Source organism: Micromonospora sp. NPDC049559 (genome assembly GCF_040676675.1).
GTDB lineage: Bacteria > Actinomycetota > Actinomycetes > Mycobacteriales > Micromonosporaceae > JBFAPK01.
Window position 1 is genome coordinate 169,188 of record NZ_JBFAPK010000003.1, and the last position, 20,429, is coordinate 189,616.

Consider the following 20,429-nt stretch of genomic DNA (forward strand, 5'->3'; position numbering starts at 1 on the left):
TCGGCACGGGGCAACCCGGCCCCGGTCAGCGTCCCTCGGCGGGGGTGGTGAGCCGGAACCAGAGCCGGCGGACCAGGAGGACCAGTTCGCGTAGGAGCGAGTTGCGGGCGCGGAGCAGCACCAGCACCATCGGCGCGGCCACCAGCGCGATCGCCACGCCGCGCAGGACCGAGGGGTCCCGGTCGGGCCCGGGATCCAGCGGCAGGAGCAGCCCGCCGAGCGCGATCGCCGCCACCCGCAGCCAGGCCAGCGCGAAGACCGGACGCCACCGGTGGGTACGCAGCATCGTCCGGGTACCCGCGCCGAGGCGGCGCACCCGCCACCGCAGGTATCCGACGGCGGCGGCCGTACCGGCGAGCACCACGGCCTGCGCGGCGACCACGCCCACCGGGCCGGGAAGCGACCCCGACGGCACGTTGGCGAGGGCGACGGCGAGCCAGACCGGCAGGCAGGCCACGTCGGTGAGGAGCCAGAGCGCCCGCCGCGCCCCGACCCGGGCCGACTCCACCGTCCCCGGGTCGGCCGGGGCGGCGGCCAACGTACCGCTGAACGCGCGCGACGCCCGCACGGGCCGCCCCCGGTCCGAGTCGAGCACGGCCAGCTGACGCAGGGCGTCCACGTTGCCCGGATCGACCCGCAGGGCCTGCTCGTACGCCGCCCGGGCCCGGCCGAACTCGGCCATCCGGCGCCAGATCAGCGCCTCGACCAGGTACACCTCGACGGTGTCGGTGCCCAGGCTCCGGGCCCGGCGCACGGCCGCGGCGGCGCCGTGTGCCGCGGCGGTACCGCCGGTGACCAGGAGCGCCTGCGCGAGGACCAGCTCCGACCAGGGGTCCTCCGGATCCAGTGCCCGGGCGCGCTCGGCGGCCTCCCGCGCCTCGGGCCCCCGCCCGAGGCCGACCAGCGCGCGGGCGCGAAGCCGGTGGGCGCCCGCGTCCTCCGGCAGCACCGCCGCCGCCTCGGTCGCCGCCGCCAGCATCTCGGCGTACCGGTCGGCCTGCTGGTGGCAGAACGCGAGCACCTGGAGGGCGTGCGGGTTCCGGGGCTGCTCGGCGAGGACCGCCCGTACCATCGACTCGGCCGCGTCCAGGCGGCCGACCCGGGCCAGGCTCAGCGCCCGGGCCAGCACGGTGGTGCCGGTGTCGGCGGCGCTGCCGGCGGTGCTCGTGTCGGCGGTGCTGCCGGTGCCGGCCGGGCTGGTCACCGGATGAGCTTCTTCCGTTTCAGGTACGCCACCAGGTCGTCGTAGGCGCCGCTCTCGTTGCCGAAGAGCGCGACATTGCGCGCGGTGGCGAACCACGACCCGGTCGAGGGGCGCAGGTCCCGACCGGCCCGGTCGAAGTCGCGCTGCTCGATCATGCGTACCTCGCCGCGCTGGATCGAGTCGGCCAGCGCATACTCGGCCGCGGCCTCGCAGAGGTGCGCGAGGTCGGCGCCGGAGAAGTCCTCGGTGGCGGCGACGATCCGGGCCAGGTCGATGTTGGCGATCGGCCGTTCCCGCAGGTGGTACTGGATGATCGCGGCCCGCGCCTCGGCGTCGGGGGGCAGGACGAGCAGCATCCGGTCGAGCCGGCCCGGCCGGCGCAGCGCCGCGTCGACGTCCCAGGGGGTGTTGGTGGCGGCGAGCACGAAGACCCCCTCGTTGCTCCCGTCCACGCCGTCCAGCTCGGCCAGGAGCTGGTTGCCGATGGTACGCATCGCCGACGAGTTGATCCTCGATCGCTGGTGCCCCAGGGCGTCGACCTCGTCGAGGAAGAGCACGCAGGGCGCCGCGCGCCGCGCCGCCTCGAAGAGCTCGTGCAGGTTCCGCTCGGACCGGCCGATCCACATGTCGAGTACGTCCACGATGGACAGCGACATGAACCTGGCACCCATCTCGCCGGCGACCGCCTTGGCCAGGAAGGTCTTGCCGCAGCCGGGCGGGCCGTAGAGCAACAGGCCGCCACGCAAACTCTTGCCGTAGAGCCGGCGCAGCTCCGGGTTGCGCAGCGGGCCGAGGAAGGCCAGCTCCAGCCGCTGCTTGACCTCCGTCATGCCGCCCACGTCGGCGAGGCGGACCGTGCTGGTCTCCGCGTCGTAGACGCGGTCACCCTCGCCCCGGACGGGCTCGGGCTCCTCGGGCGCGGGTACGAAGCGCGGGGGCACCACCTCGGAGAGTTCCCGCGCGTACTCGGTCAGCGGGTCGCCGCCGGACCGGGTGTCGGCCTCGCCCGGCGCCGGGGTCGCCCCCTCGGCGGGCGGCGCGGCCCCGGTGGACGCTCCGGCCGGCGGCGATACCGGCACGGGCGCTGCGGCCGACGGCGATACCGGCAGGGGCGGTGGGGCCGGCGGCTGCGGCGCGGCGCCGCCGCCGAGGGCTCGGCGCATGAGCAGCTGCGCCTGGCCGTTCTCCGGTTCGCGGACCAGCACCTGCCCGATCTCGGTGATCGCCTCGCCGAGTCGGCCGGCGTCGAGCAGCAGCTCGCTGAGGTGCAGGCGCAGCGGCAGGTCGTCGGGGCGGGCCTGGACGGCGGCGGCGAGGCTGGTGAGAAGGGGATTTTCGGTCACGACCCGGACAGCCTAATCGGCGTCGGCTCCGGCGCCGGTCAGCCGTCAGCGCCGATCGTGCGGGCCAGATCCGGCGCGAGCGGGTAGACCCGTTCGGGCGGCAGCAGCCGCCGCGCCGCCGCGCCCTCCCCCCGCTCGACCAGCTCGGCGATGCGCCGTACCCGGGGGGTGATGTCGTCGATCGCGACGATCCAGCGCTCGGCGTACTCGCGGATCAACTCGCGCCCGATGCCGACCTGGATGCTGTAGTGGTTCAGCGCGGCGCCGCGCGGTGACCGCTCCGGGTCCCACTGCACGTGCACCGCCGCGCCGGCCAGCTCGCCCCCGCCGGCCGGGCCGCCGCCCGACGTACCGGGCAGGGTCGGTACCGCCCGGTACAGCGCCCGCTCCCACCCGGCCCGGGTGATCCGTACCGCCAGAACGCGCTCCTGGTTCGGCTTGCGGGCCCAGTTGCTGCGATGCATCAGCCAGCAGAACGACGGCTTGATCCAGGTCATCCGGGTGAACGAGAACGGCGGTACGAACCGCCCGGCGGCCACGGCCGCGTCCGCCACCCGCGGCGCGTACGCCTGGTACACCACGAGCGAGCGCGCGTCGTAGTCGGCGCGGATCTGGCGCGGCGGTGTCATGGCTCCCGGAGACCCTCGGCGGGCTGGCTCGGTCCCGGGCAGCATCCCCCCGCCGGCCCGCCGGACGCGAGCGATTTCCCGCCGACGGCCCGTCGTCCCGCCGTTCCCGCCGACGGCCCGGCCGCCGGGCCGGTTGTGACGGTTCAGGCTCGCTCGGCGAAGACGGCCAGCGCGACCTGGTAGCTCTCGAACGCCCGGGCCGCCCCGGCGTACGCCTGGAGGTGGATGAAGAGTTCCACGATCTCTTCCTTGGTCACGCCCGCGTTCAGCGCGATGCGCAGCTGGCCACGCAACGGCTCGAACGCCCCGAGCGTGGCGGCGATGGCGACCGAGACGAGCCCCCGGCCGCGGTCGTCGAGCCCGCTGCGGCTCCAGGAGTCGCCGAAGGTGTGGGCGATGGCCAGCCGGCGGAAGTCCTGCCCCGACTCCGGCTCGCCCTTGCCGAGCGGGAGTTCGAGGCGGGAGCCGAGCAGGCGCTCGGTCTCCCGGAGCCCCCGCTCGTACGACTCGTCCGTGCTCATGCCTCTCCTCCGTGACCCGGCCCGCCGTGACCCGGCCCTCTCATGGCGTGACCCGGCCGCCGTGGCCAGGGTAGGTCAGCGGCGGCCGGCGACGGTCGCGAATCGGGGCCATTACCGCTCAGGTGCGGAGGACGGCCACCGCGCGCGGGGCGAGCGACACCGCCTCGACCGGGCGGTCCGGGTCGGCCAGCAGGTCCACCGCGGGCGCCGGCAACGCCACGGTCGCCGTCTCGGCGCCGTGGTTCAGCAGCAGCAGGTACGACCGGTCCGGCCCGGACCGCACCACCGCCTGCACCCCGTCCGGCAGTCCGGGCAGCACCGGCCGTACCCCCGCGTCGGCGCGGGCCCGGTCGAGCAGTTCCCGCATCAGCGCCGGCTCCGGCCGGGTACCGAGGTACCAGGCGACCCCCGAGCCGTACCGGTGCCGGGTCACCGCCGGGCGCCCGGCCAGTTCCCCGGCGGCGAAGGTCGCCACCACCTCCGCGCCCTCCGGCTCGATCCACTCCGACCAGGTCGTGCCGGTGTACCGCCGGCCGGCGAGGTCCAGCGCGGCCGTGCCGCCGTCGGGCAGCGGCCAGAACTCGTCGACCCGCAGCCCCAGCAGCTGCCGCAGCGGGCCGGGGTAGCCGCCGAGGTGCGCCCGGTCGCACTCGTCCACGATGCCGGAGAAGAACGAGACGACCACGTGGCCGCCCCACTCGACGTACCGGCGCAGCGCGGCGGCGACCGGCGCGGACGTGAGGTAGAGGTTCGGCACGACCACCAGCCGGTAGCCGGAGAGGTCGGCGGTGGGCGGGACGACGTCGCAGGTCACGTGCGCGTCGAAGAGCGGGCCGTAGTGCGCCAGCTCGGTCTCCAGCAGGTTCAGCTCGGCCGGGTGGGCGTCGGACTCCAGCGCCCACCAGTTCGCCCAGTCGTGCAGCAGCGCCACCTCGGCCCGGACCCGGGTACCGGCCAGCTCGCCCAGCCGTCCAATCTCCTGGCCGAGGGCGCGCACCTCGCGGTGGGTGCGGGTCTCGGTACCGCCGTGCGGCAGCATCGCCGAGTGGAACTTCTCGGCGCCGCCGGCCGCCTGCCGCCACTGGAAGAAGAGGACGGCGTCGGCGCCCTGGGCGACCGCCTGCCAGCTCCAGAGCCGCATCAACCCGGGCGGCTTCGGGGCGTTGCGTACCCGCCAGTTGACCGCGCTGGGCGCCTGTTCCATCAGCAGCCACGGCTGGCCGCCCCGGGCCGAGCGGACCAGGTCGTAGCCGAACGCGGCCTCGACGTGGGCGCGCGGGTCGTACGGCTCCGGGTAGCTGTCGAGGCTCACCACGTCCTGCTCGGCCGCCCACTTGTACGAGTCGATCGGTTTGTGCACCAGCCCGATGAAGTTGGTGGTGACCGGCGTGTCGGGGCTGTGGCGGCGGATGATGTCCCGCTCGTGGCGGTAGCAGGCGAGGATCGCGTCGTCGCTGAAGCGCGCGAAGTCCAGCTTCTGGGCCGGGTTGCCGAAGGTCGGCGCGGTGCGCGGGGGCATGATCTCGTCCCAGTCGCCGTACCGCTGGGACCAGAAGCGGGTGGACCAGGCGTCGTTGAGGGCCGCCAGGTCGCCGTACCGGTCGCGCAGCCAGTGTCGGAAGTCCTCGGCGGAGACGTCGCAGTAGCAGGCCCGCACGTGGCAGCCGAACTCGTTGCCGATGTGCCAGAGCCGCAGCGCCGGGTGGTTGGCGTACCGGCTGGCGACCTGCTCGACGAGCCGGCCGGCGTAGTCGCGGTAGACCGGGCTGGAGGGGCAGTACTGCTGCCGCGCGCCGGGCCAGAGCCGGACCCCGTCGGCGCGCCGCGGCAGCACCTCGGGGTGCAGGCGGGAGAGCCAGGGCGGCGGCGAGGCGGTCATGGTGGCGAGGCTGGCCCCGATGCCCGCCTCGGCGAGCTGCCCCAGCACCCGGTCGAACCAGCCGAAGTCGTACGTCCCGGGGCTCGGTTCGACGCTGGCCCAGGAGAAGATGCCGACCGATACGAGCGAGACGCCCGCCTCCGCCATCAGCCGCATGTCCTCGGACCAGACCTCCTCGGGCCATTGCTCGGGGTTGTAGTCCCCGCCAAACATGAGTTGCGGCATGGTCACGTCGTCGGCCTTCCTCGGGCGGCTGGCGCCGTACGGGTAAAAATTGGACATGGGATGTCCGGCGCCTCCCGAGGAAGGTATGACCGCCGCCGAACATCGTCAAGGTGTCGAGGTTGTAAATTCGAGCGACGCCTCGACCACCTGGCATCCCCGACATGGGATGTTAGGGCGGTACGGAGAGCCATCGTCGAGCCTGGAGGCAGCATGCGCAAAGGTAACGGCGCGACCCTGCAGGAGCGCATCGTCGCCCTGATCCACGAGCGCGAGCTGACCCCGGGCACCCCCATGCCGACCGAGCCGCAGCTGATGGAGCTGCTCGGCGCGAGCCGCAACAGCGTGCGCGAGGCGATCCGCGCCCTCCAGGCACTGGGCATTGTGGAGATCCGGCACGGCTACGGTACGTTCGTCGGGCACGCCTCGCTCGACGTGCTCACCCCGTCCCTGGCCTTCCGGGTACGCACCCGGCCCGGCGGTGGCGTACGCGCCCTGCACGACCTGGTCGAGGTGCGTGAGCTGCTGGAGACCGGGCTGATCGGGCAGGTGGCGACGAGCACCAGCACTCCGCGACTGGCCGCGCTGGACGCGCTGGTCACCGCGATGGAGCGCGACCGCGAGGCGGACCGGGCCTTCCACGCGCTGCTCTACGAGTCCTGCGGCAACGAGTTGGTGCTCCAGCTCATCGACCTCTTCTGGGCCGTCTACCACGAGGTCGAGCAGGCGCTCGGCCCGCCGGAGGACCGGGCCGCGGACATCGTCGCCAACCACCGCCGGATCGTCGAGGCGCTGCGCGCCCGCGACCCCGGCGCCGCCCGCGACGCGATGCACCGGCACTTCCGCGACGTCAAGGCCCGGATCGCGCGGGTCGAGGCGTGGACGCCGGAGCCCGAACCGGCCGTCGAGGTCGCGGGCGGGGCCGGGCCGGCCTGACCCGACGGAACGGGACGGCTCGGGACATCCGGACATCCCACGTCATACTTCGACGGTCGCCGGTCCCACCCGCCCCGGCCGGCGGCCCAACGGCCGGGCGGCCGGGGCAGACTCAACGGCCAGGTGCACGCTCAACGGTTGCGGGCGGGCTCAACGGCCGGGGGCGGTCCAGGCGGGGTCGCGGCCGGTCAGGCCGAGCAGGCGGTCGAACTCGGTCGCCTCCGCCGGTACCGGGACCGGGTCGGCGAAGACGCCGAACCTGCGGCCCTGCGGCAACAGCCGCTCCATCGGCTCGTACAGGGCGGAGACGACGGCCGGGTCCGGCTCGTACGGCTGGCCGGTGGCCCGCGCCAACTCCCAGGCGTGCACCGTCAGGTCCACCAGCGCCATGTTCCCGACGGTCTCCTGCGGCATGCCCATGCCCGGCGAGACCCCGTCGAGCGCCGACGGGTCGGACCATGCCTCGGCCAGCCGCCCGGTCTCGGTCGCGAACCGACCGCGCCAGTCGCCGTCGAGGTAGTCCGGCGTCGTGACGAAGTCGGCCGGCTGCCGGCTCGCCAGACCCTGGAACTGGACGACGACGTGGAACAGATGGTTGAGCAGATCCCGCACGGCGTACTCGGCGCAGGGCGTCGGCAACGCCAGTTGATCATCCCTGATCCCTCGCACCACCGCCCGCGCGGGCGCCGCCGCGGTGGCCAGGAACTGGCTAATCTTGGTGGTCATGAGCCCAGGCTATGAGGGCGCTCTAGAAGAAACGCGACACGTGGACCGCCGACACGCGGACCCGGGCGCCGAGGACCCGCGAGCCGACAAGCCGGGGCGCGACGAGCCGCGGCGGGACACCCGGGGCATCCTCGATCCGGCCCGGCTGCTGCGGCGGGTGCGTTTCCGGCGCCACGGCCCGGCGCCGGCGCTGCGGCCGTACGTCGAGCACTACTGGCTGATCGACTGGGACCTCGACGAGCCGTTCGCCCAGCACGTCCTGCCGCACCCGGCGGTGAACCTGGTCTTCCAGCGCTACCACGACCAGCCCGAGTTCGCGGAGTTGGCCGGCGTGGGCCGGCGGCTCTTCTCGATCGAGCTGGATTCGACCGGCCGGGTCTGCGGGGTGCAGTTCCGGCCGGGCGGCTTCCGACCGTTCTGGCGGCGCTCGGTGTCGACGCTGACCGGACGGCAGATCCCGTTCCGCACCGACGCCGGCCCCGTCTGCGCCGGTACCGACGACGAGCGGTGCCGGGCCCTCGACGCGGTGCTGACCGGCCTCGACCCGCGGCCCGATCCGGCCGTCGCCGAGGCGGTACGGCTGGTGGAGCTGATCCGGCGGGACCGGACGGTACTGCGGGTGGAGGAGTTCGCCCGTGGGCAGGGCGTCTCGGTCCGGACCCTGCAACGCCTCTTCACCGAGTACGTCGGCGTCAGCCCGAAATGGGTGATCCTCCGCTACCGGCTGCACGAGGCGATCGAGCGGGCCACCGACAGCCCGGACTGGGCGGGCCTCGCCGCCGATCTCGGCTACAGCGACCAGGCCCACCTGATCCGGGACGTGCGTTCGGCGATCGGGCTGCCGCCGGCGGCGTACGCCAGGGGGCTCGCCTGACCGCCCGCCGCCGGTCCCGGCACCGGGGACCGGCGGCGCCGGCCAAGCGTCCGCCGCCGGCGCGACCGGCGGCATCAGCGGTGGTGGCGGATCCGGTCCCAGGTGCTCGGCGGCTCCAGTGCCGTACCGCTGTGCAGCGCCGTGCCGACCGGCTTTCCCTCGCCGGCGCTGGCGCTGAGCTGACCGTGCGCGGCGCCGGCCGCGAGCCGCGACGGCACGGTCGGGATCCGGGTGTCGAGGCGGACCTCCAGACCCGGCCAGCCGACCACCTCGACCTTCTCGGCCGCGGTGATGGTGGTACCGCTGCCGAGCGGTCCGTGCACGGCCGCGACCTGCTGACCGGCCTCGACCAGCGTGTGCACCCCGAGCGCCGCCGACGTCGACCGCAGCAGCGACCGGGTCACCGCGAAGACCCGGTCGAGCTGTACGGGTGTGTTGGCGCCGGGCTGGCCCAGGACCGCGCCGACGACGGTGAGCTTGCGTCCGGCGACGTTGACGATCGCCGCGAAGACCAGACAGCCGCCGGCCTCGTCGGTCGAGCCGGTCTTGATCCCCACCACGCCGTCCCGGCCGACCAGTTCGTTGTAGTTGCGCACCGTGCCGGCGACCGGGATGGTCGCCTGCTTCTGCTTCGCGATCTCCGCGAACGCCGGCAGCGCCATCGCCTTGCTCGCCAGGATCACCTGGTCGCGCGCGGTGCTCACGGTGGTCGGGTCGAGCCCGGACGGGTCGGTGTAGTGGGTGCCGGTCATGCCGAGCTTGTCGGCGGTGGCGTTCATCTTCTCGACGAACGCCTCGATGCTGCCGGAGTCCCACTCGGCGAGGATGCGGGCCATGTTGTTCGCCGAGGGCAGCAGTACCGCCTGGAGCGCCTGCCGCTCGGTGATCCGCTCGCCGGCCGCCACCTTCACCAGTGACTCGCCGTTCGCCTGCTCCTGCGGGTACCGCGCGGCCTGCTCGGCGCTGACCGTCAGCGTCGGCCCCTGCTCACCGGCGTCGAGCGGGTGCTCGGTGAGGATCACGTAGGCGGTCATCACCTTGGTCACGCTGGCGATCGGCAGCGACTTGGACCCGCCGGAGGTGCCGACCGTACCGAGCCCGTCGATCGAGATCATCGCCTGGCCGGACCGGGGCCAGGGCAGCTTCGGCGCCGCGCCGGGGATCTTCATGGTGCCCGGCAGGGTCAGCTCGACCGTCGGGGCGGGCAGCGGGTTCCGCAGCGGCGCGACGGCGTACAACCCGCCGCCGACCAGCATCAGCAGCAGCAGGGTGGCCAGCACCCAGGGCAGTCGCCGCCGGCGGCGCGGTGGCTCCGGCGGTGTCGGCGGCGGTGGTGGCCCGCCCGGCCGCCCCGCCGGTGGTACCCGGTTGAACTCAACTGTCGGCATCTCCGCCGGACCGTACATCTGGCGTTTCCTCCCCCGTGACGAAACCGCCGCACGATAGCAGTTCGGGTCGATCTCCAGCGCGACGCGCGCCTCCCACCGGGTCGGCGCGGGCTCTCCCGGAGTAATCGCTCTCGCCCACCGGTTCGGTTCGCGTGACCTGCGCCATTGCCGGCCGGCCGACCCACGGCGCCCGGGCGGCGGCGTCTCAGCGTTCGTACGTGCCGGAGACCCGGCCCCGGGCGAGGACGTGCCCCTCGATCGCGTCGAGCACGCGCTCGGGCCGGGCGCCGGGCGGGAGGTCGGTCGCCGCGTCGAGGGCGAAGAGCTGGAAGACGTACGCGTGCGGGCCGTGACCGGGGATCGGGCGGGGACCGGCGTAGCCGATCCGGCCCAGGCTCCCGGCGCCCCCGCCGTACGGCCGGCCGGCGTTGAACTCCCCGTCGGCGAGCCCGGTCGCGTCGGCGGGGATGCCGGTGACCACCGCGTGCACGATCGGCCGGCGCAGCGGCACGTCCGGGTCCTCGACGACCAGCACCAGCTCGACGGCGGTCTCCGGCACCCCCGACCAGGCCAGCGGCGGGGAGACGTTGTCGCCGATCCCGTCCCCGCAGTACCGCCGCGGCATCGGGCCGCCGGTCGCGAAGGCGGGGCTCGTGAGATCGATCGTCTCGGGCGCGGCGAGCCCCGGCCGGTGCCAGGCGAGCCGCTCCTCGCCGGCCCGTCGCCGCCGCAACAGGCGCCCCAGCAGGGAAATCATCGCCACCACCCGGAACTAGAAGGTCAACTCGCAAGTAAGCTAGCCGCCGTGCGGCGCGTCCACCACGGCTTCGGGCCGCGCTTCATCGCACCGGTGTTGATCGGGCCGGTCCTCAACCCGATCAACACGACCATGATCTCGGTCGCCCTGGTACCGATCTCCCGCGAGCTGCGCGTCGGCTCCTCGGTCGTCATCTGGCTCGTCGCCGGCCTCTACCTGGCCAGCTCGATCGCGCAGCCCACGATGGGCAAGCTCGCCGACATCTTCGGCCCCAAGAAGGTCTACCTCGCCGGGCTGGTCATCGTGCTGACCGGCGGCCTGCTCCCGGTGCTCGTACCGCACTTCGGCGGGGTGCTGGCCGCCCGGATCTGCATCGGCGTCGGCACCTCGGCGGCGTACCCGTCGGCGCTGACGCTGATCCGGGACCAGTCGACCCGGCTCGGTACCGAGACCCCGCCGGCCCTGCTCTCCGGGGTCTCGATCGCCAGCCTCACCACCGCCGCCGTCGGGCCGGTGCTCGGCGGTGTCCTGATCGAGACCGTCGGCTGGAAGGCGATCTTCCTGGTCAACGTGCCGCTGGCCGGGATCGCCCTGGCCATGGCCGGGCTCTGGCTGCCCTCGGACCGGACCCGGCCGGGCGGCCGGCGTACCGGCTCGGCGCTGGCCGCCACCGACCCGGTCGGCATCCTGCTCTTCGCCGCTACGATCGCCGCCCTGCTGGTCTTCCTGCTCGACCTCGCGTCCGGCTACTGGTGGCTGCTCGGTACCGCCCTGGCGCTGGCCGGCCTGTTCGCCTGGTGGGAGCTGCGCCGGGACACGCCCTTCCTGGACCTGCGCATGCTCGCCGGCAACGCGCCGCTGTTCCGCACCTACGCCCGGCTCTTCCTCGTCTACCTCTCCTCCTACTCGATGACGTACGGCTTCAGCCAGTGGTTACAGGCCGCCGCCGGCTACAGCAGCGACACGGCCGGGCTGCTCCAGCTTCCCACCGCGGTGCTGGCCGGCGTCGCCTCCGTGGCGGTCGCCCGGACCAGGGCGCTGCGGCTGCCGCTCGTCCTCGCCGGGCTGCTCCCCTGCGCCGGCGGGGTCCTCATCCTCACCCTCACCTCCCGCGCCCCGGTCTGGCTGCTGCTGGTCGTCACCGGCCTCTTCGGGGTGCCGCAGGGGCTGGCCTCGGTCACCAACCAGGCGGCCCTCTACCGGCAGGCCCCCACCGAACAGCTCGGTACCGCCTCCGGCCTCTCCCGCACCTCGATCTACCTCGGCGCCATCGTCTCCTCCGGGATCATCGGTCTCACCTTCGGCGCCCGGCCCACCGACGCCGGAATCCACGCGATCGGCTGGCTCATCGTCTGCGCCACCGGCATCGCCGGCCTGCTGGCCGCCCGGGACCGGACGCTCTCCGCCCGGCCCGCGCCCCGGCGGGCCGCCGGGGCGCGGGCCGGCGCGGAAAGTCACCCGAGCTGAGCCGGCCGGCGGCGGGCGGCGAGGTGACCAGCGTCCGGGCGGGCCCGAGCGGAACGGGCGGATCGATATAGACATCGATCCATGGTTTACTAGGGCTCGATCCGGTCGGCCCGCGGCGACCGCCGCGACCGGCGGCATCCGCCGCCCGCCCGAAAGGTGCGCCCATGCAACGTGCTGCCGAGCCGCCGGCCACGGCCGGGGAAGCCGGCGACCACCCGGCGGCGACCGGGGAACCGGCGGCCGGGCTCTCCCGGCGCGGCCTGCTCGGCCGTACCGTCGCCGCCTCGGCCGGGCTGGCCGTCGTCGGCGCCGAACCGGCCTCGCCCGCGCTGGCGGCCGAACCGGCGCCGGCCGAGCCGACGCCCGCCGAACCGGTCCCGCCCGGCGAGCAACTCGTCGACGTCCGGCTGCGGGTCAACGGGCGGACCGAGCGGCTCCGGGTCGATCCCCGGGTCACCCTGCTCGACGCGCTGCGCGAGCGGCTGGGGCTGACCGGCTCGAAGAAGGGCTGCGACCGGGGGCAGTGCGGCGCGTGCACGGTACACGTCGACGGCCGCCGGGTGCTCTCCTGCCTGACCCTGGTCGCCACGGTCGCCGACCGGCGGGTCACCACGATCGAGGGGCTCGCCGACGGGGACCGGCTGCACCCCATGCAGCAGGCGTTCATCGACTGCGACGCCTTCCAGTGCGGCTTCTGCACCTCCGGACAGATCATGTCGGCGGTGGCGCTGGCACGGGAGGGGCACGCCGGCTCGGACGACGAGATCCGCGAACAGATGTCGGGCAACATCTGCCGCTGCGGGGCGTACCCGAACATCGTGGCCGCGGTCCGGCGGGGCGGTGGCGGACGGTGAGGGCCTTCGACTTCGCGGTCGCCCGTACCGTGCCGGAGGCGCTCGCCCGCGGCGGCGCCGGCACCGCCTACCTGGCCGGCGGCACCACCCTGGTCGACCTCATGAAGCTGGAGGTGCTCACGCCCCGGCACGTGGTGGACATCAACCACCTGCCGCTGCGCGGCGTCCACGCCGACCGGGACGGCCTGCACGTCGGCGCGCTGGAGCGGATGAGCGACGTGGCCGACCACCCGCTGGTCGCGCACCCCTACCCGGTGATCAGCCAGGCGCTGCGGGCCAGCGCCTCGCCGCAGCTGCGCAACATGGCGAGCATCGGGGGGAACCTGCTCCAGCGCACCCGCTGCGGCTACTACCGGGACACCGCCACGGCCTGCAACCGCCGGACGCCCGGCAGCGGCTGCGCCGCGATCGGCGGGGAGAACCGGGGCCACGCGATCCTCGGCACCAGCGACGCCTGCGTCGCCGCCCACCCCAGCGACCTGGCGGTGGCGCTGGTCGCGCTGGACGCCTCGGTGCTGCTCACCGGCCGGGCCGGCACCCGCGAACTGCGCCTCGCGGACCTCTACCGGCTACCGGGCGAGACCCCACACCTCGAACACGACCTGCGCCCCGGCGAGCTGATCGCCCGGGTCACCGTGCCGCCGCTGGACTGGGCCCGCCGCTCGGCCTACCTGAAGGTACGCGACCGGACGTCGTACGAGTTCGCGCTCGCCTCGGCCGCCGTCGCCGTCTCGCTGCGCGGGGGCCTCGTACGCGACGTGCGGGTAGCGGTCGGCGGCGTCGGTACCCGGCCGTGGCGGCTGCCGGCGGTCGAGGAGGCGCTGCGCGGCCGGGCCCCGCGCCCCGAGGTGGTCGAGGCGGCCGCCGAACGGGCCGTGGCGGGCGCCCGCCCGCTGGCCCACAACGCGTTCAAGCTGACGCTGCTCCGGCGCACCATCACGCGCGCCCTGCTGAGCCTGACGGAGTGAGCATGCCGGACACCGCACCACGGACCCCCGTCAACCGCGTCGACGGCCGGCTCAAGGTCACCGGCGGGGCCCGGTACGCGGCGGACCAGCTCGACGACCGGCCCGTGCACGGGTACCTGCTGCTCAGCACGGTCGGGCGGGGCAGCGTACGGGCGATGGACGTCGCCGCGGCCGAGCGCTCCCCCGGGGTGCTGGCCGTCTTCACCCCGGCGCGACCGCTGCGGCTGCTGGGCCGGGGCAACGCGTTCCTGATCGGGCACGACTGGCTGCCGTTGCAGGACGCCGAGGTCCGCTACCACGGGCAGGTGATCGGGCTGGTCGTGGCGGAGACGTTCGAGCAGGCCCGCGACGCCGCCGCGCTGGTCGGGGTCGAGTACGCGGCGCGGCCCCCGGCGGCCTCCTTCCCCGACGGCATCGCCCGCGCCACCGACCCGGGGCGGGTCAACGGTGAGCCGTCGGTGCTGTCGCTGCTCGCCGACGGGGTCGGCTCGATCGACGAGGCCCTCGCCACCAGCGCGGTGACCGTCTCCGCCACCTACACCCAGCCGATCAAGCACCACAACGCGATGGAACCGCACGCGACGGTGGCGGTCTGGCGCGACGGGGACCTCACGGTCTACCACGGTACGCAGAGCGCGTCGCTGACCGCCGGGGCGCTCGCCACCGCGCTCGGGGTGGAGCCGGCCCGGGTACGCGTCGTCAGCCCGCACGTCGGCGGCGGCTTCGGTAACAAGATCCCCACCTGGGCGCATCCGCTGCTCGCCGCGGCGGCGGCCCGGGAACTCGGCCGGCCCGTCAAGGTGGTGCTCACCCGGGAGCAGACCTTCACGGTCACCGGCCACCGTTCCGCGGTACGGCAGACGGTCACGCTCGGCGCGCACCGTGACGGCCGGCTCGTCGCCGTCCGGCACGAGGCGTACGCCAGCCAGTCCAGCTCGGGCGGGACGTTCGAGGCGTCCCCGCACACCACCTCGCGCTACCTCTACCGGTCCGAGAACATCCACCTCAGCCAGCGGATCGTCACCCTCGACGTGCCGCCGCCGACGTGGATGCGCGCGCCCGGGCAGGAGTCCGGCTCGTTCGGGCTGGAGACCGCCCTCGACGAACTCGCCGCCGAGCTGGGCGTCGACCCGGTGACGCTGCGGATGACGAACTACGCCACCGTCTACGCCGGGCGCGGCGTGCCCTGGTCGAGCAAGCACCTCGACGAGTGCTACCGCGTCGGCGCGCGGCGGTTCGGCTGGTCCCGGCGGGAGGCCGCCCCGCGCCGGGTCACCGACGGCGAGTGGCTGGTCGGGATGGGGATGGCGACGGCCGCGTACCCGGCGGAGCGCTTCGCGGCCTCGGTGAGGGTACGCTTCGCCGCCGACGGCCGGGCGACCGTCTCCAGCGCCACCGCGGACCTCGGTACCGGCATGTGGACGGTCCTCGCCGTGCTGGGCGCCGAGGCGCTCGGCCTCCCGCTCGACCGGGTCCGCCCCGAACTCGGCGACTCGACCCTGGCCCCGAACATCGGGGCGTTCGGCTCGGGCGCCACCGCGAGCACCGGTCCCGCCGTGACCGCCGCCGCCGAGGCCGCGAAGGCCGAACTGCTGCGGCTCGCGGTCACCCACGAGCGCTCCCCGCTGTACGGGGCGGACCCCGCCGCGGTGCGGTACGACGGCGGCCGGCTGGTCGGCCCGGAGCGGCGGATCGGCTTCGCGGAGCTGCTCGGCGCGCTCGGCCTGGCCGGGGTCGAGGCGACCGGAAGCGCGGCGCCCGGACCGGAGGCGGGGCGCTACGCCTTCACCTCGTTCGGCGCGCACTTCTGCGAGGTACGGGTCAACCGGTTCACCGGCGAGCCCCGGGTGACCCGGATGACCACCGTGGTCGACGGCGGCGCCATCGTCAACCCGAAGACGGCGCGCGGCCAGATCGTCGGCGGGGTCATCTTCGGCCTCGGCCAGGCGCTGCTGGAGGGCTCCCACGTCGAGCCGGAGACCGGCCGGATCGCCAACGCCAACCTCGCCGACTACCTGCTGCCCGTCAACGCCGACGTGCCCCCGGTCGACGTGCACTTCCTGGACTTCCCGGACACCCTGTTCAATCCGATGGGTGCGCGCGGCATCGGCGAGCTGGGTACCGTCGGCGCGGCCGCCGCCATCGGCAACGCGATCTACAACGCCACCGGCCGCCGGGTGCGCGACCTGCCGATCACCCTGGACAAGCTGCTCTGACCCGACCTGGCCGACACTCACCGGACCGGCTCCGACCCGGCCTGACCGGCGCCGGGCCGGCCGCCGCTGGCCGGTTGGCAGCGGGGCCGGTTGGCAGAGCGGCCGGGTGGGGGCGGCTCAGCGCGCGTCGGTGACCACGTGGGAGCAGGCGCCGCAGGCCGCGCCGCCCTGCTCGGCGTACCAGCGGCAGCTGCGCCGGATCGCGCAGTGCGGCAACCCGGTCTCGGCCGCCGGGTTCGTCTGTCGGTACGACTCGACCAGGCGGGCGCCGAGTCCGCAGTGGTCGCCGGTCCAGAACCCGCACGACGACGTCACGCACGGGCCCGCCAGGCGGTAGCGCGACTCCACCGCGGACTCCGCGTCGGGCAGGCTGGCCAGGGCGGTGGTGGCCGGCAGTTGCGGCGTGACGTAGGCGACCCGCCCCGCCGGAGTGATCATCCCGAGGAACACCGTGGCGTTCGCCCTCGGCGTGCTCGGGCACATCCGCTCCGGCGGGTGCGCGGACCCGGTCGCGTCGGTCACCGCTGCATCCAGAAGCCGATGTCGTTGATCTTGTTGCCGAGGTCGTCCGCCGGGCCGCCATCGAGCACCCACAGCCCGTACCACTCGGGCCGCAGCTTGATGTTCCCGTGCCCGACGGTGAGCGGATTGCTCAATTTCGCCGAAACGGTGTGCAGGGCGTTCAGTCCCGCCTTCTGGATTTCACCCGCGATGCGCGCTTTCTGCGCCTCGTCGAGTTCGACCCCGTCCACCACGAACCGGAATTCGCTGCGTGCCATTCTGGCCTCCCTGTGGCTAATACGACTCGGTACCGAGGCCGAGTCGCAGGCTTGTCCTGGTGAATGTCGCCCAACCCGCCCGGGAGGCGATGTCGGCCGTCTGCCCGGCCCGGCGCAGCGCGCGGTTCGCGTACCGCTGCCAGTCCGCCACGGTGGCCTCGCGGTAGCCCCACAGCTCCCGGCAGGCCGCGGCGGCGAAGGCGAGCCGCTCCGGGACACCGGCCGAGCCGGCGGCCCCGTCGGCGACGCGGATCCCGCCGGCGTCGGGTGTCACGGCCGGGAAGTGGTGGTGCAGGCTCGCGAGCGTGGCCCAGTAGGCGGCGTCGGCGCGGTCGGCGGAGAAGCCGTCGTGGGCCCGGTCGTCGCGGCGGTACCGGACCCGGACGAGGAGGAAGCCGGCGCCGGCGGGCTCGGCCCGGCCGACCACCTCCACCGGCTCGGCCCAGCCGGCGGGCGAGTTCGCGGACCAGAAGGCCAGCCAGGCGGCGAGCCGTTCGTGCAGGTCGGCCTGGAACGGCTGGGCCACCAGCGAACCGCCGGGCAGCCGCAGGACGGCCGTGGCGATGCGGTCGCGGGCGACCATCGGCCCGGCGGCGGCACCGGCGGGCGGTGCGGCGGCGGTACCGGCGGGTGTCGCCCCGGCCGGCCCCGCGGCGACACCCCCGAGCCCGACCGCCGACACCGACGCGGTACCGATCAACAGCCCTCTACGGCTCAGGGCCGCTCCTCCGGCCGGCGACCCGGCGCGGGAAATTCCCGATCTCGTTCCGCTCATCGTCCACCTTCCCCGCTCCGGCACCCCTTGCGCGGAAGCCTAACGAGGAAATCGAATTCGGCGGCCGGGCGTTCTGTCGCATCGACGACGGCGACCGAACGGAATTCTGATGGCGTTCATGACGGCCCTGTGTCACACCATGTCGGCGACCGGATGAATTCGACTGGAAACGGCGCACCCGCGATGTACTTCAGCTATTCGCCGAATTTCAGTATGCACCCGGTACGCCCGCGGACATCACTTTCCGGCGTACGGCAGCCACGCCGCCAGCCCGTCGAGCACCCGGGCCAGCCCGAACTCGAAGAGCCGGTCCAGGTCGAAGTCGAAATCCTCCGTCAGCGCCAGCCGCAGCAGGGGCGAGCCGGTGGCGACCAGCTCCGCCAGCCGCGCCTCCTGGGTGTCCAACCACTCCTCGTTGGTCAGCCCGGTCTCGCGCTGCGCCTCGATCTCCGGCTCCAGGGCGGTCGCCACACCCCGCGCGAAACTGAAGATCGTGAGGTGCACGTAGAGCTGCGTCTCCGAGTCGAGCCCGAGCCCGTCCAGCGCGTGCAGTATCCCGTCGGTGATCCCCACGGCGTTCGGGGCGAGCTGCGGACGGGTGATCGACATGGCCGGGGCCAGCCAGGGGTGGCGGCGGAAGAGGCGCCACTCCAGCCGGGCGATCCGCGCCACCGCCTCCCGCCAGCCGACCCCGTCGTACGGCGGTACGGGCTCCTCCCCGAGCGCGGCGTCGATCATGTGCAGCACCAGCTCGTCCTTGCCCCCGACGTACCGGTAGAGCGACATCGTGGCCACGCCCAGCTCGGCGGCGATGCGGCGCATGGAGAGCTCGGCCATGCCGTCGGCGTCGGCGATGGCCATCGCCACGGCGATGATCCGGTCCCGACTCAGCTCGCCCTCGCCGCCGGTACGCGGACGCCGGATCCGCTCGGCCGCCGGCGCCGGCCCGACTCCTGAGGCGTGCCCGGTTCCCGGCGCCCGCCCGGCTCCCGCAGCGTGATCGCTCGCGGTCGCGCGCTCCACCTCCGGTGCGCGGCCGGCCGCCGGGGCACGCTCGGCGGGTCGGAGCGCGGCGACGACGGTACCGATGCCGGGGCGCGCCTCGGTCAGCCCCTCCTGCCGCAGCGTCGCGTGCACCTTCGTGGCGGTGGCGATGGCCACGCCCCACTCCTGGCTGATCCGCCGGGCGGAGGGGACCTGGTCACCGGGGCGCAGCTCACCGGCGACGATGCGGCGCCGGATCTCCTCGACGATGCGCAGGTACGGCGCGTCCGGCCGGCTCACCCGGCCACCCCGGCCGCACCGCCCCGGGCGTCGACCGCGACCCGGTGTACTAGTACGCCACTGTCGGCTAGTTCACTGTACGGACGGCGGGACCGGCCGGGCACCTGCTCAGGCGTACTAGTTGGCGTACTAGTACTCCCGTTCCGACAAAACCCCTGCACAACGGCGGTATTGCCGGGCAATCGGCGGTGTGTATAGCGTGTACGCGTCACGGCGTACAGCGTACACGAACGGGAGTTACCCATGACCAGCAGAACCGTCCTCATCTCCGGCGCCAGCATCGCCGGGCCGGCCCTTGCGTACTGGCTACGCCGGCACGGCTTCGCCCCGACCGTGGTGGAGGTCGCCCCGGCGCCCCGCCCCGGCGGGCACGCGGTCGACCTGCGCGGCGCCGGGCGCGAGGTGGTCGAGCGGATGGGGTTGATGCCCCAGGTGCGTCGGGCCCGGGTCGACGAGCGCGGCGTGGCCAACGTCGACGCGAACGGCCGGTGGGTGGCGCGCATGCCCGCCGACCTCTTCGGCGGCGAGGGGATCGTGGCCGAAATCGAGATCATGCGGGGCGACCTGGCCCGGATCCTCCACGACGCCACGGCGGACGGGGTGGAGTACCTCTTCGGCGACCGGATCACCGAGCTGGAGCAGGGCGACGCGGGCGTACGGGTCCGGTTCGCCAGCGGCGCGGTGCGCACGTTCGACCTGGTGGTCGGCGCGGACGGGGTGCACTCGGGGGTGCGGCGGCTCGCCTTCGGACCCGAGCGGGACTACGTGCGGCCGCTCGGCGGGTACCAGGCCTACTTCACCGTCCCCGACCCGGGCGACCTGGACAACTGGTTCCTCATGTACAACGCGCCCGGTGGTCGGGTGGCCGGCATCCGCCCCGAGAACGGCGGCACCGCGAAGGCGATGCTGAGCTTCACCTCCCCGCCGCTGGAGTACGACCGGCACGACGTACCCGGGCAGCGGCGCCTGCTCGCGGCGGCGTTCGCGGGCGTCGGCTGGCGGGTACCGGCGCTGCTGGACGCGCTGCCGACGGCACCGGACTTCTTCTTCGACAGCATCTGCCAGGTGCGCGTACCGGTCTGGTCGCGGGGACGGGTGGCACTGCTCGGCGACGCCGGCTACTGCGGTTCCCCGCTGACCGGCATGGGCACCAGCATGGCCCTGGTCGGGGCGTACGTGCTGGCCGGGGAGCTGGCGGCGGCGGGCGGCGACCACGGCACGGCCTTCGCCCGGTACCAGGAGGTCATGCGCGACTACGTCGCGCAGTGCCAGGAGCTGCCGCCCGGCGGGCTCAACGGGTTCGCGCCCCGGACCCAGCTGATGATCTGGGCGCGGAACCAGTCGATGCGGATGATGGGACGCTGGCCGATGCGCGCCATCCTCGCCAAGCAGTTCCAGAAGGCCGACGCCATCACGCTGCCCGACTACGCCGGCACCGCGGCGCCCCGCCCCGCCGGCGCGCCGCAGGCGCCGGTCGGTTGAGACCCAGCAGGCGCGCCGCAGGCGCCGGTCGGTTGAGACCCAACCGGCATGGGGCGCGCCGGGCCGGGTAGGGCGGGTCTCGACGGCGGGTCCGGGTGGATCCGGTGCGGCGGAAGGCGGCCGAT

Annotated in this window: 19 protein-coding genes; 7 read left to right on the forward strand and 12 right to left on the reverse strand. The window is 74.3% G+C overall.

What is annotated here, in order from left to right:
- Positions 1-25: 25 nt before the first annotated feature.
- The 5 genes from AB0J86_RS06430 to AB0J86_RS06450 all read right to left on the reverse strand — a co-directional run bounded on the left by AB0J86_RS06430 (position 26) and on the right by AB0J86_RS06450 (position 5,858).
- Complete coding sequence (locus AB0J86_RS06430) at positions 26-1,204, reverse strand: tetratricopeptide repeat protein (protein ID WP_363853452.1); 1,179 nt, start codon at positions 1,202-1,204, stop codon at positions 26-28.
- On the reverse strand, positions 1,201-2,547 hold the full coding sequence (locus AB0J86_RS06435; RefSeq protein ID WP_363853455.1) for an ATP-binding protein: 1,347 nt from the start codon (positions 2,545-2,547) through the stop codon (positions 1,201-1,203). Before AB0J86_RS06435 ends, AB0J86_RS06430 begins: the two co-directional genes overlap by 4 nt.
- A 38-nt stretch (positions 2,548-2,585) precedes the next feature.
- Positions 2,586-3,176, reverse strand: coding sequence for a DUF4291 domain-containing protein (locus AB0J86_RS06440; protein ID WP_363853458.1), 591 nt, complete (start codon positions 3,174-3,176; stop codon positions 2,586-2,588).
- 143 nt (positions 3,177-3,319) lie between these two features.
- A complete protein-coding gene (locus AB0J86_RS06445) occupies positions 3,320-3,697 on the reverse strand; it encodes a carboxymuconolactone decarboxylase family protein (RefSeq protein ID WP_363853460.1) in 378 nt (125 codons plus the stop codon).
- A 118-nt stretch (positions 3,698-3,815) separates the two neighbouring features.
- Complete coding sequence (locus AB0J86_RS06450; RefSeq protein ID WP_363853463.1) at positions 3,816-5,858, reverse strand: beta-galactosidase; 2,043 nt, start codon at positions 5,856-5,858, stop codon at positions 3,816-3,818.
- Positions 5,859-6,011: 153 nt separating this feature from the next.
- Between AB0J86_RS06450 and AB0J86_RS06455 the strand changes: the two genes are divergently transcribed.
- Positions 6,012-6,734: a FadR/GntR family transcriptional regulator gene (locus tag AB0J86_RS06455; RefSeq protein WP_363853465.1), complete on the forward strand. Its 723-nt coding sequence runs from the start codon at positions 6,012-6,014 to the stop codon at positions 6,732-6,734.
- Between the two features lie 150 nt (positions 6,735-6,884).
- Here AB0J86_RS06455 and AB0J86_RS06460 read toward each other — a convergent pair whose 3' ends face one another.
- The gene (locus tag AB0J86_RS06460) at positions 6,885-7,460 is read right to left on the reverse strand and encodes a TIGR03086 family metal-binding protein (protein WP_363853468.1); all 576 of its coding nucleotides are present in this window, start codon (positions 7,458-7,460) and stop codon (positions 6,885-6,887) included.
- Between the two features lie 40 nt (positions 7,461-7,500).
- On the opposite strand from AB0J86_RS06460, the gene AB0J86_RS06465 reads away from it, so the two are divergent.
- Positions 7,501-8,334 (forward strand): helix-turn-helix domain-containing protein, encoded by an 834-nt coding sequence (locus AB0J86_RS06465; protein ID WP_363853471.1) that lies wholly within the window; start codon positions 7,501-7,503, stop codon positions 8,332-8,334.
- Positions 8,335-8,408: 74 nt separating this feature from the next.
- On the opposite strand, the gene AB0J86_RS06470 is transcribed toward AB0J86_RS06465, so the two are convergent.
- Together AB0J86_RS06470 and AB0J86_RS06475 are read right to left on the reverse strand one after the other, a co-directional pair.
- A complete protein-coding gene (locus AB0J86_RS06470) occupies positions 8,409-9,722 on the reverse strand; it encodes a D-alanyl-D-alanine carboxypeptidase (RefSeq protein WP_363853474.1) in 1,314 nt (437 codons plus the stop codon).
- 205 nt (positions 9,723-9,927) lie between these two features.
- On the reverse strand, positions 9,928-10,479 hold the full coding sequence (locus tag AB0J86_RS06475; protein ID WP_363853477.1) for a YbhB/YbcL family Raf kinase inhibitor-like protein: 552 nt from the start codon (positions 10,477-10,479) through the stop codon (positions 9,928-9,930).
- A 48-nt stretch (positions 10,480-10,527) separates the two neighbouring features.
- Here AB0J86_RS06475 and AB0J86_RS06480 point away from each other — a divergent pair, with 48 nt between their 5' ends.
- The 4 genes from AB0J86_RS06480 (at position 10,528) to AB0J86_RS06495 (ending at position 15,984) form a co-directional block, all read left to right on the forward strand.
- Positions 10,528-11,946 carry an MFS transporter gene (locus AB0J86_RS06480; RefSeq protein WP_363853479.1) on the forward strand — a complete coding sequence of 473 codons (1,419 nt, stop codon included), beginning with the start codon at positions 10,528-10,530 and terminating at the stop codon, positions 11,944-11,946.
- 407 nt (positions 11,947-12,353) lie between these two features.
- Complete coding sequence (locus AB0J86_RS06485) at positions 12,354-12,800, forward strand: (2Fe-2S)-binding protein (RefSeq protein ID WP_363853890.1); 447 nt, start codon at positions 12,354-12,356, stop codon at positions 12,798-12,800.
- Positions 12,797-13,768: a xanthine dehydrogenase family protein subunit M gene (locus AB0J86_RS06490; protein WP_363853482.1), complete on the forward strand. Its 972-nt coding sequence runs from the start codon at positions 12,797-12,799 to the stop codon at positions 13,766-13,768. The genes AB0J86_RS06485 and AB0J86_RS06490 overlap by 4 nt, the downstream gene beginning before the upstream one ends.
- A 2-nt stretch (positions 13,769-13,770) precedes the next feature.
- Entirely contained in the window at positions 13,771-15,984 is a 2,214-nt protein-coding gene (locus tag AB0J86_RS06495) for a xanthine dehydrogenase family protein molybdopterin-binding subunit (RefSeq protein WP_363853485.1), read from the forward strand.
- A gap of 117 nt (positions 15,985-16,101) precedes the next feature.
- Here the strand turns inward: AB0J86_RS06495 and AB0J86_RS06500 are convergent, their stop codons facing one another.
- The 4 genes from AB0J86_RS06500 to AB0J86_RS06515 form a co-directional block, all read right to left on the reverse strand.
- Positions 16,102-16,506, reverse strand: a complete 405-nt coding sequence (locus AB0J86_RS06500) for a hypothetical protein (RefSeq protein ID WP_363853488.1) — start codon at positions 16,504-16,506, stop codon at positions 16,102-16,104.
- The gene (locus AB0J86_RS06505) at positions 16,503-16,763 is read right to left on the reverse strand and encodes a hypothetical protein (RefSeq protein WP_363853491.1); all 261 of its coding nucleotides are present in this window, start codon (positions 16,761-16,763) and stop codon (positions 16,503-16,505) included. Before AB0J86_RS06505 ends, AB0J86_RS06500 begins: the two co-directional genes overlap by 4 nt.
- A 16-nt stretch (positions 16,764-16,779) precedes the next feature.
- A complete protein-coding gene (locus AB0J86_RS06510) occupies positions 16,780-17,538 on the reverse strand; it encodes a hypothetical protein (RefSeq protein ID WP_363853493.1) in 759 nt (252 codons plus the stop codon).
- A gap of 237 nt (positions 17,539-17,775) precedes the next feature.
- Positions 17,776-18,822: a TetR/AcrR family transcriptional regulator C-terminal domain-containing protein gene (locus AB0J86_RS06515; RefSeq protein ID WP_363853496.1), complete on the reverse strand. Its 1,047-nt coding sequence runs from the start codon at positions 18,820-18,822 to the stop codon at positions 17,776-17,778.
- Between the two features lie 243 nt (positions 18,823-19,065).
- On the opposite strand from AB0J86_RS06515, the gene AB0J86_RS06520 reads away from it, so the two are divergent.
- Entirely contained in the window at positions 19,066-20,304 is a 1,239-nt protein-coding gene (locus tag AB0J86_RS06520) for an FAD-dependent monooxygenase (RefSeq protein ID WP_363853499.1), read from the forward strand.
- Positions 20,305-20,429 lie beyond the last annotated feature (125 nt).

Bases quoted from the DNA above. Each gene is read 5' to 3' on its own strand.
- AB0J86_RS06440 (WP_363853458.1), bottom strand. From the start codon at position 3,176: ATGACACCGCCGCGCCAGATCCGCGCCGACTACGACGCGCGCTCGCTC.
- AB0J86_RS06445 (WP_363853460.1), bottom strand. From the start codon at position 3,697: ATGAGCACGGACGAGTCGTACGAGCGGGGGCTCCGGGAGACCGAGCGC.
- AB0J86_RS06450 (WP_363853463.1), bottom strand. From the start codon at position 5,858: ATGTCCAATTTTTACCCGTACGGCGCCAGCCGCCCGAGGAAGGCCGAC.
- AB0J86_RS06455 (WP_363853465.1), top strand. From the start codon at position 6,012: ATGCGCAAAGGTAACGGCGCGACCCTGCAGGAGCGCATCGTCGCCCTG.
- AB0J86_RS06460 (WP_363853468.1), bottom strand. From the start codon at position 7,460: ATGACCACCAAGATTAGCCAGTTCCTGGCCACCGCGGCGGCGCCCGCG.
- AB0J86_RS06470 (WP_363853474.1), bottom strand. From the start codon at position 9,722: ATGCCGACAGTTGAGTTCAACCGGGTACCACCGGCGGGGCGGCCGGGC.
- AB0J86_RS06475 (WP_363853477.1), bottom strand. From the start codon at position 10,479: ATGATTTCCCTGCTGGGGCGCCTGTTGCGGCGGCGACGGGCCGGCGAG.
- AB0J86_RS06495 (WP_363853485.1), top strand. From the start codon at position 13,771: ATGCCGGACACCGCACCACGGACCCCCGTCAACCGCGTCGACGGCCGG.
- AB0J86_RS06505 (WP_363853491.1), bottom strand. From the start codon at position 16,763: ATGGCACGCAGCGAATTCCGGTTCGTGGTGGACGGGGTCGAACTCGAC.
- AB0J86_RS06510 (WP_363853493.1), bottom strand. From the start codon at position 17,538: ATGAGCGGAACGAGATCGGGAATTTCCCGCGCCGGGTCGCCGGCCGGA.
- AB0J86_RS06520 (WP_363853499.1), top strand. From the start codon at position 19,066: ATGACCAGCAGAACCGTCCTCATCTCCGGCGCCAGCATCGCCGGGCCG.